Here is a 16,713-nt window from a genome sequence, read left to right as displayed (position 1 = left end):
ACATGGCAAAACAGTTGATGATGACACTGCCGGACGAGGCAGCAACAGTGGCACTGGGTGGCCGACTGGCCCACGCCTGCCAGCAGGCAACCACGGTGTTCTTGCACGGCTCTCTCGGGGCCGGCAAAACCACCCTGACCCGGGGCTGGGTACAGGGGCTGGGGCATGAGGGCAAGGTCAAGAGCCCGACCTATACCCTGGTCGAGCCCTATGAGCTGGCCGACTGGCAGCTCTACCACTTCGATCTCTATCGATTGGCCGACCCGGAGGAGCTGGAGTTCATGGGGATCCGTGACTACTTCGGCGCCAATACCCTCTGTCTGGTGGAGTGGCCGGAGAAAGGGGAAGGCTGGCTGCCTGCTCCCGATCTCGACATTACCCTGAGTTATGCAAACGAGCAGCGCGAGGTCCTGATAGAGGCCCGCACCGCTATTGGCGAAGCCATTCTGGAACGGTTGTCATCTACGTGCGCTTGATCCTTGTTATTGCCCTCTCCCTGCTGGCCTTACCCTCCTGGGCGAATCAGCTCAAGAGCGTGCGGGTGTGGCCGTCGCCGGACAACACCCGGGTGGTGCTCGACATGAGCAGCGCCCCCAATTACAACTACTTCACCCTGACCGGCCCCGACCGGCTGGTCATCGACCTGAAAGGGGCGAGCAACGTCACCAATCTGGCCCGCATCGAGAACAAGAGCGAGCTGGTGCGCAAGATCCGCGAGAGCTCGCCGCTGGAGAAGGGCGGTCTGCGGCTGGTGCTGGATCTCAGCTCCACCATTAAGCCGGTGGTGTTCCCGCTGGCACCGGCGGGACCCTATGGCCACCGTCTGGTGATCGACCTGCCGTACGAAGAGAAGGCCTCCGCCGCGGTGCAAGCCACGCCGGTGGGGGGCAAGGGCAAGGGGGTGGTGATCGCCATCGACCCAGGCCACGGCGGCGAAGACCCTGGCTCCATCGGCCCGCGTCGCACCTACGAGAAGCGGGTAACCCTGGCGGTTTCCCAGAAGCTGGCCGCCCTCATCGACCGCGAGCCCGGCATGCGTGCCGTGCTGACCCGGCGCGGCGACTATTTCGTCGATCTAAACAAGCGCTCCGAGATTGCCCGCAAGGCCAAGGCCGACCTGCTGGTGTCGGTGCACGCCGACAGCTTCCACAACTCGACCCCGCGCGGTGCCTCCGTCTGGGTACTGTCGACCAACCGCGCCAACCGCGAGATGGGCAGCTGGCTGGAGAAACAGGAGAAGCAGGGCGAGCTGCTGGGGGGCGTCGGCAAGGTGTTGGCCGAATCGGACCCGAACCCCTATCTGGCGCAGACCTTCCTCGACCTCTCCATGGACAAGTCCCGTGCCGAGGGCTATGACGTCAGCCGCCAGATCCTGCGCTCGCTGGGCAGGGTGGCCAGGTTGCACAAGAAGGCACCGGAGCACGCCAGTCTGGCGGTGCTGAAGGCGCCGGATATCCCCTCCGTGCTGGTGGAGACGGGCTTTATCTCCAACCACGCCGAAGAGCAGTTGCTGGCCACCGCCAGCTATCAGGATCAGCTGGCCCGCGCCATCTTCGAGGGGATCCGCAACTATTACCGGGCCCATCCGACCAAGGGGGCCATGCTCACCGGCAAGGGGCAGGGCAGCAACAAGCAGGCGGCAGTCAGCCGACCCGCCCCTGCCAGCAAGCCGGTCGCCGTGAGCAAGCCGGCGGCGCAACCGGTACAGCAGGTGGTGACCAACCGGATGCCGGCCACCGAGCCGAATCGCAGCAGCGATGGCGGGGCGCCGGTCAGCAGCGTCGGCGGATCCTCGTCCGGCGCCGGGGTGATCAAGCCCTACGTGGTGGCAGCCAAGGAGCCGAGTGCTCCGGTCGCCAGCGTGCAGAGCAACGACAAGGCCAACATGCTCCGTCATGTGGTCACCCGCGGGCAGAGCCTCTCCCGGCTCGCCGAGAAATACGGGGTCAGCCAGGCGCGGCTGGTGGAGATCAACAAGCTCAAGTCGCGGGACATCCAGATAGGGCAGGTGCTCTATATTCCGCAAAAATAGCGCTGTATGAGACGCCGGGCTCGTCCCTGCCGGTGGCAGGGGCGGGCCCGGTGAACCGTCATCGAGCCCCGCCGATTACCCGCGCCTTCAACCATCAGGAGTCAGCGATGCCGATCCGTAACTTGTCCCCTGTGCTGGCCAGCCAGACGAGCGTGGGCTGTGATACGGCGGCGTGGCTCTCATCCGGGGCGGTGGCCACAGCCACCCCGTTCAACCAGCAGGAGTAAGCGATGCCAATCCGAACCTTGTCCCCTGTTCTGGCCAGCCAGACGAGCGTGGGCTGTGATGCGGCGGCACGGTTCTCATCCGGGGCGATTGCCACAGCCACCCCGTTCAACCAGCAGGAGTAAGCGATGCCAATCCGTATATTGCCGCCGATTCTGGCCAACCAGATTGCTGCCGGTGAGGTGGTTGAGCGGCCCTCCTCCGTGGTCAAGGAGCTGGTGGAAAACAGCCTGGATGCGGGCGCCGACCGGGTCGAAATAGATATCGACAAGGGCGGCTCCAAGCTCATTCGCATTCGCGACAACGGCGGTGGTGTCGCCAAGGATGAGCTGGTGCTGGCACTGTCGCGCCACGCCACCTCCAAGGTGGCGACCCTCGACGATCTGGAAGGGATCAACAGCCTGGGCTTTCGCGGCGAGGCGCTCGCCTCCATCAGTTCGGTCTCCCGGCTCACCTTCACCTCCCGCACTGCGGAGCAGAGTGAGGCCTGGCAGGCGCAGGCCGAGGGGCGCGAGATGAGCGTCACCGTCAAGCCGGCAGCCCACCCGGTGGGCACCACAGTAGAGGTGGTGGATCTCTTCTTCAACACTCCGGCACGGCGCAAGTTCATGCGCAGCGAAAAGACCGAGTTTGCCCACATCGACGAGCTGGTGCGCCGCATCGCGCTCTCCCGCTTCGACGTCACCCTGATCCTGCGCCACAACGGCAAGGTGGTGCGCCAGTACAAGGCCGCCAATACGGTGGCGGAGCAGGAGCGCCGGCTCGCCGCGGTGTGCGGCTCTCCCTTCATGCACCACGCGCTGGCGGTGGAGAGCGAGCACAGCGACGTGCGGCTGTGGGGCTGGCTGGCGACCCCGGAGGGCGCCAGGCCGCAGAACGATTTGCAATACACCTATGTCAACGGCCGCATGATGCGCGACAAGCTCATCAATCATGCCATCCGCCAGGCCTATGACGAGCTGCTGCCGGCCGACCGGTTCGCGGCCTACGTGCTCTACATCGAGCTGGATCCGCGCCAGGTGGACGTCAACGTCCATCCGGCCAAGCACGAGGTGCGCTTTCATCAGGCACGGCTCATCCACGACTTCATCTTCCAGGCGCTGTTTACTGCCCTGCGCCAACCAGGGGCGGCCAGCGACGAGCCCCTGGCCGAGACCCTGGTCGAGCTGCCGGTCAGTGCCCCCATCGAGTACCCGGGCCAGGCCCCCAGAGCCGAGTGGTATGGCGCCGAGCACAGCTACCGGGCGCCGGCCCGGGAAGTGCGGGAAGGCAGCAGTACCGGGCGGGCCGGCAACTACCAGCCGCCCGAGCCCCCCAGCCGGGAGGCGATGCGCGGCATGGGATCGCTGCTCACCACCCTGCCGGCGGTGCAGGGTACGCCGCTGGCAGAGGCTGAAACCGCGCCTGTTGCCGCTGTCGTGCCCGCCAAAGCGGGGACGTGGCGGGCATTGACTCTGGTGGAACAGGCCTATCTGCTGCTGGAGCGAGACAACCGGCTGGCCCTGCTGTCGCTGGTGCGGGCCGAGCGCTTGCTGCTGCGCCACTGGCTGCTGGAAACCTGGGGTCAGGGGCTGGCGGCCCAGCCACTGCTGCTGCCGGTCTCCTTCAAGCTGCCGAAAAATCTGGTCGCGCTGGTCGAACAGCAGGATCGTTTGCTCAAACGGATGGGGCTGGAGTTGAAAAGCGGCGGGCGCGACACCATGATCCTGACTCGGGTACCGGCGTTGCTGCGCCAGACCGATCTGGTGCGCTTATTACCCGAATTGTTGCAACTGATCGAGAGCGGATCTGACAGTGATGCCGGCCAGCAGGCTGAAGTACTATGCCAATGGCTGGTGGAGCAGGGGATAAGTCGCGAAAAAGTATACGATTTTGCCACGGCCAACCGCCTGTTGACGGAACTTGTTGCCGATTTCAGTGACCAACTGGCAGACGTTCGCATGGTGCGCCCGCTGGCGCTGGCGAGCGTGCTGGCCGAGTTCGCCGATGGCCATTGAGGGGAATGCCCCTCTTGAACCCATAAACCAGTTTTTTGCAGGTGCGCCGCACGGGCGGCAACCATGCAAGGGGAGTTTTTCACGTGGCTGACTTGCCGACTGCAATTTTTCTGATGGGGCCGACGGCCTCCGGCAAGACGGATCTCGCCATCGAACTGTGCCAGGCGCTGCCCTGCGACATCATCAGCGTGGATTCCGCGCTCATTTATCGCGGCATGGATATCGGCACCGCCAAGCCGACCGCCGATGAACTGGCACGAGCCCCGCACCGGCTGATCGACATCCTGGACCCCGCCGTGAGCTATTCGGCGGCCGATTTTTGCAAGGATGCGCTGCGGGAGATGAAAGAGATTGCCGACCGCGGCCGGATTCCGCTGCTGGTGGGCGGCACCATGCTCTATTTCAAGGCGCTGCTGGAGGGGCTCTCTCCGCTGCCCTCCGCCGACCCCGTCATTCGGGCCGGCATCGAGGAAGAGGCGGCTCGCCTTGGCTGGCAGGCTCTGCACGATGAACTGGTGCGCATCGACCCGGTGGCCGGTGCCCGCATCCATCCCAATGACCCGCAGCGGCTCAGCCGGGCGCTCGAAGTCTACCGCATCAGCGGCAAGACGCTCACCGAGCTGACTCTGGTGCAGGGGGAGGGGCTGCCCTATCGGGTGCTGCAGTTTGCCATCGCACCGAGCGATCGCGCCGTGCTGCACCAGCGCATCGAGCTGCGCTTTGACAAGATGCTGCAGGGCGGCTTTGAACAGGAAGTCAGGGCGCTCTACCAACGGGGCGATCTCACCCCGGATCTTCCCTCCATCCGCTGCGTGGGATACCGCCAAATGTGGGACTACCTGGCGGGGGAAGTGGAGTATGATGAGATGCGCTATCGCGGAATTGTTGCCACCCGCCAGTTGGCCAAGCGTCAAATGACCTGGTTGCGCGGTTGGTCTGATGTGACCTGGTTGGAATCTGGTGAGTCTGGCAATCTGGTAAGGGTCGTCGCCCGTGCCGGAGTGGCTTGACACTCCTGTATAATCAGGTTGTTATATTGATATCCGGTGTTTAAAAACAACAAACTATAAGGAAAAGAAGATGGCTAAGGGGCAATCTCTCCAAGACCCGTTTTTGAATGCGCTGCGCCGTGAGCGGATTCCTGTTTCTATCTATTTGGTGAACGGCATCAAACTGCAGGGTCAGATCGAATCGTTTGACCAGTTTGTCATTTTGCTGAAGAACACCGTGAGCCAGATGGTCTACAAGCACGCCATCTCTACCGTGGTGCCGGCCCGTGCCGTCAACCACCACCAGCATGCGCCGGGCGCGGCTGGCGAAGAGCAGGGTGAAGCCGAGGCGTGATATCCCAGGACGAGGCGACTCGTCAACCCAGATTCATCATGATTCCTGTCAAGGAGCAAGCGCTTGTTTGACCGTTATGAAGCCGGCGAACAGGCCGTTCTGGTACATGTCAACTTCAGTGATGAGGGTGAGCGGGAGGATCTGGAAGAGCTCAAGATGCTGGTGAGCTCGGCCGGGGTCAATGCGCTGGGGGTGATCACCACCAGCCGCAGTGCGCCCAGCGCCAAATTTTTTGTCGGCAGCGGCAAGGCTGAAGAGATAGCGTCCCAGGTCCAGATGCTGGATGCCGACGTCGTCATCTTCAACCATGCCCTGACCCCTGCCCAGGAGCGCAACCTGGAGCGTCTGTTCCAGTGCCGGGTAGTGGACAGGACCGGCCTGATCCTCGATATCTTTGCCCAGCGCGCCCGTACCCACGAAGGCAAGTTGCAGGTCGAACTGGCCCAGTTACGCCATCTTTCTACTCGCCTGGTGCGAGGCTGGACCCACCTTGAACGTCAGAAGGGCGGGATCGGCCTGCGCGGCCCGGGTGAAACTCAGCTGGAAACCGACCGTCGCCTGTTGCGTGAGCGCATCAAGGCGATTTTGCGTCGGCTCGACAAGGTGGCCAAACAGCGGGAGCAGGGGCGCCGTGCCCGCAACCGCAACGAGGTGCCGACCGTTTCTCTGGTGGGTTACACCAACGCCGGAAAGTCCACTTTGTTCAACCAACTTACAGCTGCCAGCGTGTATGCTGCCGACCAATTGTTCGCAACCCTGGATCCGACCCTGCGCAAATTGGTGATCCAGGATGTGGGTGATGTGATTCTGGCGGATACAGTTGGATTTATTCGACACTTGCCCCATGATCTGGTCGCGGCCTTCAAGGCGACGCTGCAGGAGACCCGCGAAGCGGACCTGCTGCTGCACGTGGTGGACTGTGCCGATGAGCAGATGCAGGAAAATATCGAGTCGGTGCAGCAGGTGCTGGCCGAGATCGAAGCCGATGACCGACCCCAGCTGATGATCTGCAACAAGATCGACAAGCTGGGTGAACATCCGGTCGGGCTGGAGCGTGACGAAGAGGGGCGCCCGGTGCGGGTCTGGCTGTCAGCCCAGACCGGGGAAGGATGTGCAGACCTGTTTACGGCCCTGACTGAATTGCTGGCCGGATCCATGGTGCACCACACCCTGCAGTTGCCGCCTTCGGCCGCCAGATTGCGCAGTGCGCTCTATCGCCTCAAGGGCATCGAGCAGGAAGGTTTCAGCGAGGAGGGGGATTTTGTGTTGGAAGTCCGCCTGCAACTGGCTGACTGGAACCGCCTCATGAAACAAGAAGGTGAGAGTTTACAACGCTTTATCAGGCATTGATTCGTCGATGAGATGAATGTTTGCTGGCTTCATCAACGGTTGATGGCCCGATAGAGATGATATCCATCCGCATGTATTAATGGAGACGCTGATGGCTTGGAATGAGCCTGGTAACAACGGCAAAGACCGTGACCCCTGGGGGAACAACGGCAAGAATCAGGGACCCCCTGATTTGGACGAGATGCTGCGCAAGGTGAGCCGCCGTTTTGGTGGTCTGCTCGGTGGCGGCAAGTCTGGTGGTGGCGATGTAGGCAAGTTTGGCCTCTCCATCGCTCTGGTGGTGGCGGTAGTGGTGTGGGTCGTCAGCGGCTTCTATACCATTCGTGAAGCCGAGCGGGGCGTGGTGCTGCGCTTTGGCGAATACTCCCACAACGTGGATCCCGGCCTGCGCTGGAAGCCGACCTTCATCGACCGGGTGATCCCGGTGGACGTGGAATCGGTCCGCTCCCTGCCGGCTTCCGGCTTCATGCTGACCCAGGACGAGAACGTGGTGCGGGTCGAGATGGACGTGCAGTATCGCGTGGTCGACCCGGAGCAGTATCTGTTCAGCGTGACCAATGCCGACGAGAGTCTGAGCCAGGCCACCGACAGCGCCCTGCGTTACGTGGTGGGCCACACCCGGATGGATGACGTGCTGACCACCGGTCGTGAGAAGGTGCGCCAGGAGACCTGGCAGGTGATCGACAGCATCATCGAGCCTTATCACATGGGTCTGCAGATCGTCGACGTCAACTTCCTGCCGGCACGTCCGCCGGAAGAGGTGAAAGACGCCTTCGATGACGCCATCTCCGCCCAGGAAGATGAACAGCGCTTCATTCGTGAAGCCGAAGCCTATGCCCGTGAAGTGGAACCGAAGGCCCGTGGCCAGGTCAAGCGTCTGGAGCAGGAGGCCGAAGCCTACAAGTCCCAGATTGTGCTGAAGGCCAAGGGTGAAGTCGCTCGCTTCAACGAGTTGCTGCCCCAGTATCAGGCTGCGCCCGAGCTGACCCGCGATCGTATCTACCTGGAGACCATGGAAGAGCTGTATCAGCAGGCCAACAAGGTGGTGGTCGACATGCCGGCTGGCAATAACAGCATGATCTATCTGCCGCTCGACAAGCTTTCCGGCAAGGCGACCGCAGTGCAACCGACCCGTCCGGCAGGTGCGCCGGTGGTGGAACAGACCCCGCCGTCCAACGAAGGGGCCAACTCCACTCCGACTCCGCTGCGTAGCGGCGACCGTTTCAGCTCAGGGAGAAACTAATAGATGAAAAAGATAGCTATTGGTGTCATCGCTGTGGCCGCCATGGTCTGCTTCTCATCGGTCTTCATCGTCGATGAAGGTCAGAAGGGCATCGTGGTGCAGTTCGGCAAGGTGAAGCGGGTCGACTCCGGTGAGCCGCGCCTGTACGAGCCGGGCCTGCACTTCAAAGTGCCGCTCATCGACCAGGTACGCAAGATGGATGCCCGCATCCAGACCCTGGAAGGCCAGGCGGATCGCTTCGTTACGTCCGAGAAGAAAGACCTCATCATCGACTCCTACGTGAAGTGGAAGATCGAGGACTTCTCCAAGTACTACCTGGCGACCGGTGGTGGCAACAAGATCCAGGCCGAAGACTTGCTCAAGCGCAAGATCAACAACGGTCTGCGTTCCGAGATCGGTAACCGTACCATCAAGGACATCGTCTCCGGTGAGCGCAGTACCGTGATGGAAGATGCCCTGATGAAGATGGCGCGCTCCTCCGAGCTCGGCATCAAGGTGGTGGATGTGCGTATCAAGCAGATCAACCTGCCGGTGGAAGTCTCCAGCTCCATCTATCAGCGGATGCGTGCCGAGCGGACTGCGGTAGCCCGTGAGCATCGCTCCCAGGGTCGCGAGCAGGCCGAGATCCTGCGCGCCGACATCGACCGCAAGGTGACCGTGATGATCGCCGATGCCGAGAGTAACGCCCGTCAGCTGCGTGGTGAAGGGGATGCCGAGGCCGCCAAGATCTATGCCGACAGCTACAAGAAAGACCCCGAGTTTTTCAGCTTCGTGCGCAGCATGGAGGCCTATCGCAAGAGCTTCGCCGGTGGCAATGACCTGATGGTCCTCAAGCCGGACAGCGAGTTCTTCCGCTACCTCAAGTCGCCGCACGGCAGCAAGCAGTAAGCGAGTCGCAATGATACCCAAGGGCCTGATGATTCAGGCCCTTTTGTTTGGCGGTCGGGGGCTTGCAGGTGTTCCGGCAGCTTGTGGACGTAGTGGTTGAGAGGAGAGGTGATGCTGACATCCATCTTGATGGGGCTGGGCTTACTGTTGCTGTTCGAGGGGCTGGGACCGCTGCTGATGCCGCGCGCCTGGCAACAGATGCTACGGCTGCTGAGCGAGCAGCCCACCGAGCAACTGCGCCGCATCGGCGGCTGTCTGGTGGTGGCCGGGGCCGTTATTCTGTGGGCGCTGGTACGTTAGAGGATGGTGCTGAGTGAGCCAGACTGTGTTTGCCAGACAATAAAAAAGAGGCCCTTTGGCCTCTTTTTTATTGTCTGGCGACTGGCATCAGGCGCTGCGCTGCACCGCCATGTGGGCCAGTGTTGCCAATGCCTGTTTGTGCTGAGAGTCCGGCAGGATGGCGAGGGCCGCGATGGCTTTGTCGGCCTCTTCCCGAGCCCGCATGCGGGAGTATTCCAGGGCGCCGGTACGGTCGAGGATGGCCAGGATCCGGTCGAGGTGTTCCATGCCGTTGCGGTGCTCGATGGCATCGCGCACCAGTTGGCGCTCTTCCGGGCTACCCACTTCCATGGCTCGCAGCAGCGGCAGGGTGGGTTTGCCTTCGGCCAGATCATCGCCGACGTTCTTGCCCATCTCGTCGCTCTGGGAGCAGTAGTCCATCACGTCGTCAATGATCTGGAAGGCGGTGCCCAGATACTTGCCATAGTCGGTCATGGCCTGCTCGACGGGCGCGGCCTGATGGGTCAGCACGGCAGCGAGTCGGGTGGCCGCCTCGAACAGCTTGGCGGTCTTGCAGTAGATGACCGTCATGTAGCTCTCTTCGGTGGTATCCGGATCGTTGCAGTTCATCAGCTGCAACACTTCCCCTTCGGCGATGGTATTGGTGGCATCGGAGAGGATCTCCATCACCCGCAGGTTGGAGAGCTCGCTCATCATCTGGAAGGAGCGGCTGTAGAGGTAGTCGCCCACCAGCACGCTGGCGGCATTGCCGAACAGGGCGTTGGCGGTTTCCCGGCCGCGACGCAGGTCGGATTCGTCGACCACGTCGTCGTGCAGCAGGGTGGAGGTATGAATGAATTCGATGATGGCAGCCAGTTTCAGGTGATCTTCACCTTCGTATCCCAGTGCGCGGGCGGCCATGACGGTCAGCATGGGGCGCATCCGTTTCCCGCCTGCACTGACAATATAGAAACCCAGCTGGTTGATCAGGCTGACATCGGACTGGAGTCTCGCCAGGATCAGTTCATTGACCGCCGTCATGTCGGCGGCACAGAGCGCACGGATAGTCTGTTGGTCCATAAGTCTCGTAACGTGACGGCAGTGATGACTGCGATTTTAGCAATGGCGGGGATTCTACACGATTTCACAATGGGTTACAGTTAAGCGTTTGTTCACGGCGGCAGATATGCGCACAAAATAAACTTTTTGCTAAATTGGCCTTGCCTGAGCAAATCGATTTGCGTAGAATGCCGGCCCATTGTTATAGGTTTTTGCGCGTGTCTGGCCTTGAGCAAAAGACACGCCTTTACGGAGTTAATCAAATGTACGCGGTATTCCAAAGCGGCGGAAAACAACACCGTGTGGCCGAAGGTCAAATCGTTCGTCTGGAAAAGCTGAACGTTGAGACTGGCGCTACCATCGACTTCAACGAAGTGCTGATGGTTGCTGCAGGCGACACTTTTAAAGTAGGTGCTCCTTTCGTTGAAGGTGGCAAGGTTGTAGCTGAAGTTGTGGCTCACGGCCGTGGCGAGAAAGTGACTATCGTCAAGTTCCGTCGTCGTAAGCACCACCGTAAGCAAGCGGGCCACCGTCAGTGGTTCACTGAAGTCAAAATCACTGGCATCAGCGCTTAATTAGAGGAGTACGATAGATGGCACACAAAAAAGCTGGCGGTTCATCCCGCAACGGCCGCGATTCAGAAGCTAAACGCCTGGGCGTGAAGCGTTTCGGCGGCGAAACAGTTCTGGCTGGCAGCATCATCGTTCGTCAGCGTGGCACCAAGTTCCACGCCGGTACCAACGTTGGTCTGGGCAAGGATCACACCCTGTTCGCTACTGCGACTGGTAAAATCCTGTTCGAAGTTAAAGGTCCGCTGAACCGTAAGTACGTTAGCATCGTTGCTGAGTAATTACGGACCGCAAGGATCCGAAGCCCCGCCAACAGGCGGGGCTTTTGTTTTTCTGCAGCAGTTTACGAAAAAACGGCACGCAGCTGACCCTGGCTCTGAAAGGGCATGCTTGGCAAGATGCGTATCGCCCGCAGGGGTCTGTACCACTATAATTGCGTATCGGTTTTTCGAATTAAGGTGACGGTTACCTATGAAGTTTGTTGATGAAGTCCAGATTCGAGTCGATGCCGGTGACGGTGGTAACGGTTGTGTGAGCTTTCGCCGTGAGAAGTACATTCCGAACGGCGGCCCGGACGGCGGTGACGGCGGTGACGGTGGCGACGTGTATCTGGTTGCCGATGAAAACCTGAACACCCTGATCGACTACCGTTTCGAGCGTTTTCACGCCGCCGAACGTGGCGAGAATGGCCAGAGCGCCAACTGTACCGGCCGTCGCGGCAAGGACAGGATCCTGCGCGTACCGGTCGGCACCCGCGCCAGCGATGAAGACACCGGCGAACTGCTGGGTGACCTGACCCACCACGAGCAGAAGCTGTTGGTCGCCAAGGGCGGCTTCCACGGTCTTGGCAACACCCGTTTCAAGAGCTCCGTCAACCGGGCTCCGCGCCAGAAGAGCAACGGTACCCCGGGTGAAGTGCGCACCCTGAAGTTGGAGCTGTTGCTGCTGGCCGACGTCGGCATGCTGGGTCTGCCCAACGCCGGCAAGTCCACCTTCATCCGTGCCGTCTCCGCGGCCCGTCCGAAAGTGGCCGATTACCCCTTCACCACCCTGGTACCGAACCTGGGTGTGGTGCGTGGTGAGAACTCCCGCTCCTTCGTCATCGCCGACATTCCCGGTCTGATCGAAGGTGCCGCCGAAGGCGCTGGCCTCGGTATCCGCTTCCTCAAGCACCTTGAGCGCTGCCGCGTGCTGATCCATCTGGTGGACATCTGCCCGGTCGATGGTTCTGATCCGGCCGAGAATGCGGTGACCATAGTCCGGGAGCTGGAAAAATACAGCCCTGAGCTGGCGAGCAAGCCGCGCTGGCTGGTGTTCAACAAGATGGACCTGATCCTGGAAGAAGAGGCGCAGGAAGTGATGGATCGCGTCAAGACCTCCCTCAATCATGAAGGCCCTGTCTACGCCATCACTGCTATCAGCAAGGAAGGGACCAAGAAGGTCTGCTACGACATCCTGGACCTGCTGGACACCATGCCCCGTCAGCTGGCGGAAGATGCCAAAGACGCCATCGAGAAGGTGGAGTTCAAGTGGGACGACTACCACAAGAACCAGCTGGCCAAGGCTGAAGCCGATGCGCTGGCCGCCTCCAAGGCGTTTGATGAATCGCTGGACGACGACGAGTGGGACGACGAAGACGATGATGGCGTAGAAGTCATCTATGTGCGTGACTGACCCACATCCCGTGCGCGGTCGTGATACCGCCACCCGGTGCTGAGAAACCGGAGCCTTCCCAGGCTCCGGTTTTTTTATAGCTCTGTCCCAGTTATGTGTTGAAAGGCTAACCTTGAAGTAGGTCATCACCTTGAGGGCCTCCACCATGGATACCCAAGCCTTTCAACAGCTACTGTCCCTCTTCCCATTACTCACTTTGCGTCAGCGTCGTCTCGCGCAACAGGAACTCACCACCCCTCACCCCATCACCTCGTTGGCCACTCAACTTCCCGCATGCCAATGCTGCCCTCACTGCCAGGCTGAGGCCACACTGCTGGCTCCCTGGGGCTGGTCTCGAGGGCTGCGCCGTTATCGCTGCAAGCAGTGCTTGCGCACCAGTTCCGTTCTCACTAACACGCCTCTCGCCCGACTTCGCAAGCCACAATGCTGGGAAGACTATGCACAGGCCCTCATCGACGGTCTGACCGTCCGGCAGGCGGCGCTCCACTGCGGGGTCGGTAAAAACACCGCCTTTTTGTGGCGTCACCGCTTCCTGAAGGCCATGGCTAGCCACCAGGCGGTACGGGAAGAGGGTATCATCGAGGTCGATGAGACCTTCTTCCTGGAGTCATTCAAAGGACAGCGCGGATTGCCCCGCCCGGCCCGCCATCGTGGAGGTAAAGGCCGTACCCGAGGCACAGGACCGGATTACATCCCGGTGATGGTGGTGCAAGACCGAGCAGGCCACCTGGCCGATTTCCAGTTGGAGCAGCTGAATGCCAGGGCAGTGAAGGCGGTGCTTGAGCCGCTTATCGCCCCGGATGCCGTCCTGTGCAGCGATGGTGCCGGGGTGTATGCGAGTTTCAGCGAGGGACTGGGGATAACACACCAAGTGGTGCGCAATCGAGCGGGAGAGCGGGTGGTGGGTGCATATCACATCCAACATGTGAACGGGTACCACAGGCGATTGAAGGAGTGGATGGAGCGGTTCCATGGGGTCGCGACCCACTATCTGAGGAATTATCTGGGTTGGAGGAGGATGTTGGAGCGCTATGGGCGGGAAGTGAATATCTCACGTTGCTTGCATGAGGCGCTGGGGCGCCCCATGCAACACGTAATTGGGACATAGCCTTTGTTTTTGGCCAAAGGCCTGTTTTGTGACATAAAACAGCGAGATAGCTGTGTCATTGCCGGTTAAATCGGCTAACTGCTTGAATTTTGACTAAACGCGCGAATCGGCGTTATTTTTGGGTTGACAGCAAAGCGGTCGGTGCCTATCATGCGCCTCCGTTGCCGGAGATAACTTTGGTAGCGCCGAGGTGAGTTGGGGTTATAGCTCAGCTGGGAGAGCGCTTGCATGGCATGCAAGAGGTCCGCGGTTCGATCCCGCGTAGCTCCACCATCTTTCGTAACGAAAGTAGAAAAGGCCACCGCACTGCGGTGGCCTTTTTGTTTTGTGCTCCGTTCACCGGTCGTGCCGGCTGGCCAATAAAAAGCCCGCATCGCTGCGGGCTTTTGGTTTGATGGCGGGTCATCAGCCGTGGCGACGACGCCAGGCCAGCGGCAGCAGCGCCAGCAGCAGGGCTCCTATGGCACCACCACCGCCGTTGCTCTCCTCTTTCAGCTTGAGGTCGACGATGATGGGATCGTGGTCGGAGGCGCTGAACGGGTTGTCCGACTTGATCATGTCGCCGGTGAAGTCCCGGCCGTACTCGAACAGGTTGCTCTCGAACGAGTTGATGTGCCAGTCGGCCACGGCGATCACCTTGCCGGCCAGCGCCGGGTTGGCGAGGGCATAATCCAGGGTGCCGAGTTCGGCCTCGTAGCTGTAGGAGATGGCCTTCTCCTTGTTGAACTTGACGTTCATGTCCACCAGGCCGTAGCTCTTGGCCACTTCGCTGCCGGTCTGCTCAAAGACCTGGTCGCCGAGGAAGGTCTGGGAGGCGGAGACTATCTTGCGCTGGCCGTCGGTCGGCACATAGTCGGTCAGCACCCGGATCGCATCTTCCCGGGCGTAGGAGTTGAAGTCGCCCACCAGCAGCACCTGACCGGGCAGCTTGCTCACCGCCTCGCCCAGCACCTTGGCGGCACTGACCCGGAACTCGGTGCACTTGCCCTGCAGATCGGCCGGCTCCTTGCCGTCCAGGTTCTCGAGGCAGCCTGAGCCCTTGGACTTCAGATGGTTGACCACCAGGGTCAGCGGATCCTTGCTGCCCTCGACGGTGAAGGTCTGCACCAGGGAGTCACGCTGGGAGGCCTGTTTCTCGACCCCTTTGGCATCCAGGTATTTCTGCACCGGCAGGGTGATGACGTTGGCGTCCCCTTGCGGTGCCAGCTTGGCCGGCCGGTAGATCATGGCCACCATGATGGCGTCGCCACCGAAGTAGTGCTCGCCCTGCAGCAGCGCCTTGGGCAGGGTGACGAAGGCGTACTGCTTGCCCGCCTCTTTCTGCTGGGCGTTGAGAGCCTGTACCAGGTCGCTGATGGCGGAGTGGCTGTCAAAGCCGTTGTTCTCCATCTCCATCAGGCCGAGCAGGTCGGCATCCATCTCGGTGATGGCGTTGACGATCTTGGCGCGCTGCTTCTGGAAATCTTCCAGGTTCTTGGCGCCGCGGTTGCAGCCCTTGGCGCTGTCCGCATCCGCCTGATCCTTGCACAGCACGTTGAGGGCACCGCCCACGCTGGAGTGGCTGGTGAAGTAGTTGAGCACGTTGAAGCTGCCGACGCGCAGATCGGTGCCGTCGGCACGGGCCGGGGCGCTCTGGCGGTCGTTGTCGCTGGTGCGCAGCAGATCGCCAGCGGTGATCACCTGATCCTGCGGCACGATCAGCCGGTACTCGTTGTAGCTGTAGCCCACCATGGCGTCCAGATTGACCGGGGCATCGCCGATGCGCAGGTAACCCTGCTCCGGCTCCCAGGCCGGCAGCCAGGGCAGTTTGCCGTCGGCGGCCTTGAAGTCCGATTCGAGGAACACCCGGTTGCCGGCGTTGGCCTTGGCCAGCGCCTTGGCTGCCTTGCTGTCGGCATCGTGCAGCTGGGTCGGTTTCATCAGCGGTGCCTGGTGGGAGAGCACCAGGTTGTTGCGCCGGGCGGCGTAGTCATAGCTGAAGTTGCGGCTGATTTTGAGCGCGCTGTCGGCATCGAGCCGTACCCGCATCCCTTCGTGGCGCTCCAGCGCCCGGGCCAGGGTTTCGTTTTCCAGCACCCGCAGCGGGATGGCGGCCGGGACGGAGCCCTGAGCGACGACCTGCAGGCGCGGAGTGCCGCTGTCAAACACCGGCTTGAGCTGGGTGTGGTTGTAATACTCCTCGACCTTGGCCTCCAGGCAGACTTCGGCACCCGGCTTGATGTCCGGGTACTTGCTGGCGAAGTTCTTGTCGTTCAGGAAGACGAAGATGCCGTCCGAGGTCTGGGGGTTGCCGTCGCCCTGCACATCCAGCAGGTAGAACCCCTTGTTGAGGCTCTCGCCAAGGCCAGAGACTACCGCCTTGACCATGACGCTCTGGGGGCTTTCGAACTTGTCGGCGGGAATGAGCGGGCTCTTGTCGCCGCTGCCCTGAATGACCGGGATCGGGGTGAGGGCACTGTCGGCCGGGCAGCTGAAGCCGGCGGCATAGACGGACGGGGAGGCGAGCGCAAGCCCCACGGCCAGCGACAGTAGGGTACGTGTTCCTTTCATAACTGTTCCTTTTTTATTTTTTGCCAGTGTTTCCATAGCCTTGGCGCATTGGCCAAGGGCGCGCATTGTCACATTTCTGGCATGTCATACCAGTGAGCCAACGCACATTACGGGGATACAAATGAGGGCAATGCCGGTTTTTTTGACTTGGCTAACAGTATGAAATTAATGACAAAACAGTTATTTCGTCACATCAGTGAAAATGTGATCTGGCTGGCATCCACATATTTTTCCTCGAGAATGAAGATTGAGACTCGGCTGGTTGATTCCTATACTCGGCTTGTTCCTCACGGAACCCAGGTAAAGGGCAAACCGGTCGAGATGCCGGGACGCAATGCCTCCGGTCTTCAGATCGTGCGATCCAGATAGCGGGGCTTCCCAGGGTGAGGGTGACG

The 16,713-nt window shown here is 61.0% G+C and carries 15 protein-coding genes, 1 tRNA gene and 1 riboswitch; of the genes, 14 read left to right on the top strand and 2 right to left on the bottom strand.

Annotated features, from left to right (window positions below; translation table 11 throughout):
• Positions 1–2 precede the first annotated feature (2 nt).
• The 9 genes from tsaE to PG899_RS07050 all read left to right on the top strand — a co-directional run bounded on the left by tsaE (position 3) and on the right by PG899_RS07050 (position 9,379).
• Positions 3–476, top strand: coding sequence for a tRNA (adenosine(37)-N6)-threonylcarbamoyltransferase complex ATPase subunit type 1 TsaE (gene tsaE, locus PG899_RS07090; protein WP_011704860.1), 474 nt, complete (start codon positions 3–5; stop codon positions 474–476).
• Positions 467–2,032 carry an N-acetylmuramoyl-L-alanine amidase gene (locus PG899_RS07085; RefSeq protein WP_017410300.1) on the top strand — a complete coding sequence of 522 codons (1,566 nt, stop codon included), beginning with the start codon at positions 467–469 and terminating at the stop codon, positions 2,030–2,032. The genes tsaE and PG899_RS07085 overlap by 10 nt, the downstream gene beginning before the upstream one ends.
• A 353-nt stretch (positions 2,033–2,385) precedes the next feature.
• Positions 2,386–4,254: a DNA mismatch repair endonuclease MutL gene (mutL, locus tag PG899_RS07080; protein WP_077097467.1), complete on the top strand. Its 1,869-nt coding sequence runs from the start codon at positions 2,386–2,388 to the stop codon at positions 4,252–4,254.
• Positions 4,255–4,346: 92 nt separating this feature from the next.
• A complete protein-coding gene (gene miaA / locus PG899_RS07075; protein WP_077097469.1) occupies positions 4,347–5,264 on the top strand; it encodes a tRNA (adenosine(37)-N6)-dimethylallyltransferase MiaA in 918 nt (305 codons plus the stop codon).
• 70 nt (positions 5,265–5,334) lie between these two features.
• Positions 5,335–5,598 carry an RNA chaperone Hfq gene (gene hfq / locus PG899_RS07070; protein ID WP_011704864.1) on the top strand — a complete coding sequence of 88 codons (264 nt, stop codon included), beginning with the start codon at positions 5,335–5,337 and terminating at the stop codon, positions 5,596–5,598.
• Positions 5,599–5,661: 63 nt separating this feature from the next.
• Positions 5,662–6,948, top strand: a complete 1,287-nt coding sequence (gene hflX / locus PG899_RS07065; protein ID WP_011704865.1) for a ribosome rescue GTPase HflX — start codon at positions 5,662–5,664, stop codon at positions 6,946–6,948.
• A gap of 91 nt (positions 6,949–7,039) precedes the next feature.
• Positions 7,040–8,191 carry an FtsH protease activity modulator HflK gene (gene hflK, locus PG899_RS07060; RefSeq protein WP_077097471.1) on the top strand — a complete coding sequence of 384 codons (1,152 nt, stop codon included), beginning with the start codon at positions 7,040–7,042 and terminating at the stop codon, positions 8,189–8,191.
• Positions 8,192–8,194: 3 nt separating this feature from the next.
• Complete coding sequence (gene hflC / locus PG899_RS07055; protein WP_011704867.1) at positions 8,195–9,079, top strand: protease modulator HflC; 885 nt, start codon at positions 8,195–8,197, stop codon at positions 9,077–9,079.
• A 111-nt stretch (positions 9,080–9,190) separates the two neighbouring features.
• Positions 9,191–9,379 carry a DUF2065 domain-containing protein gene (locus PG899_RS07050; protein ID WP_077097473.1) on the top strand — a complete coding sequence of 63 codons (189 nt, stop codon included), beginning with the start codon at positions 9,191–9,193 and terminating at the stop codon, positions 9,377–9,379.
• An 87-nt stretch (positions 9,380–9,466) separates the two neighbouring features.
• Here the strand turns inward: PG899_RS07050 and ispB are convergent, their stop codons facing one another.
• Positions 9,467–10,438: an octaprenyl diphosphate synthase gene (gene ispB / locus PG899_RS07045; protein ID WP_077097476.1), complete on the bottom strand. Its 972-nt coding sequence runs from the start codon at positions 10,436–10,438 to the stop codon at positions 9,467–9,469.
• A gap of 242 nt (positions 10,439–10,680) precedes the next feature.
• On the opposite strand from ispB, the gene rplU reads away from it, so the two are divergent.
• The 5 genes from rplU (at position 10,681) to PG899_RS07020 (ending at position 14,041) form a co-directional block, all read left to right on the top strand.
• Positions 10,681–10,992 (top strand): 50S ribosomal protein L21, encoded by a 312-nt coding sequence (rplU, locus tag PG899_RS07040; RefSeq protein WP_005304210.1) that lies wholly within the window; start codon positions 10,681–10,683, stop codon positions 10,990–10,992.
• Positions 10,993–11,009: 17 nt separating this feature from the next.
• A complete protein-coding gene (rpmA, locus tag PG899_RS07035) occupies positions 11,010–11,267 on the top strand; it encodes a 50S ribosomal protein L27 (protein ID WP_005339028.1) in 258 nt (85 codons plus the stop codon).
• 190 nt (positions 11,268–11,457) lie between these two features.
• Positions 11,458–12,660: an Obg family GTPase CgtA gene (cgtA, locus tag PG899_RS07030; RefSeq protein ID WP_077097477.1), complete on the top strand. Its 1,203-nt coding sequence runs from the start codon at positions 11,458–11,460 to the stop codon at positions 12,658–12,660.
• A gap of 145 nt (positions 12,661–12,805) precedes the next feature.
• Positions 12,806–13,768, top strand: coding sequence for an IS1595 family transposase (locus PG899_RS07025; protein ID WP_077097479.1), 963 nt, complete (start codon positions 12,806–12,808; stop codon positions 13,766–13,768).
• Between the two features lie 197 nt (positions 13,769–13,965).
• A tRNA-Ala gene (locus PG899_RS07020) sits at positions 13,966–14,041 on the top strand.
• A 132-nt stretch (positions 14,042–14,173) separates the two neighbouring features.
• Here PG899_RS07020 and PG899_RS07015 read toward each other — a convergent pair.
• Complete coding sequence (locus PG899_RS07015; protein ID WP_077098230.1) at positions 14,174–16,318, bottom strand: ExeM/NucH family extracellular endonuclease; 2,145 nt, start codon at positions 16,316–16,318, stop codon at positions 14,174–14,176.
• 296 nt (positions 16,319–16,614) lie between these two features.
• Positions 16,615–16,700: riboswitch (cyclic di-GMP riboswitch) on the top strand.
• The last annotated feature ends 13 nt before the right edge of the window (positions 16,701–16,713 follow it).

Origin of the sequence: Aeromonas sp. QDB39 (genome assembly GCF_027707585.1) — a bacterium.
Lineage (GTDB): Bacteria > Pseudomonadota > Gammaproteobacteria > Enterobacterales > Aeromonadaceae > Aeromonas > Aeromonas hydrophila.
The sequence above is the reverse complement of the archived record's forward strand: the minus strand, read 5'-3'. Positions and strand labels throughout refer to the sequence as shown.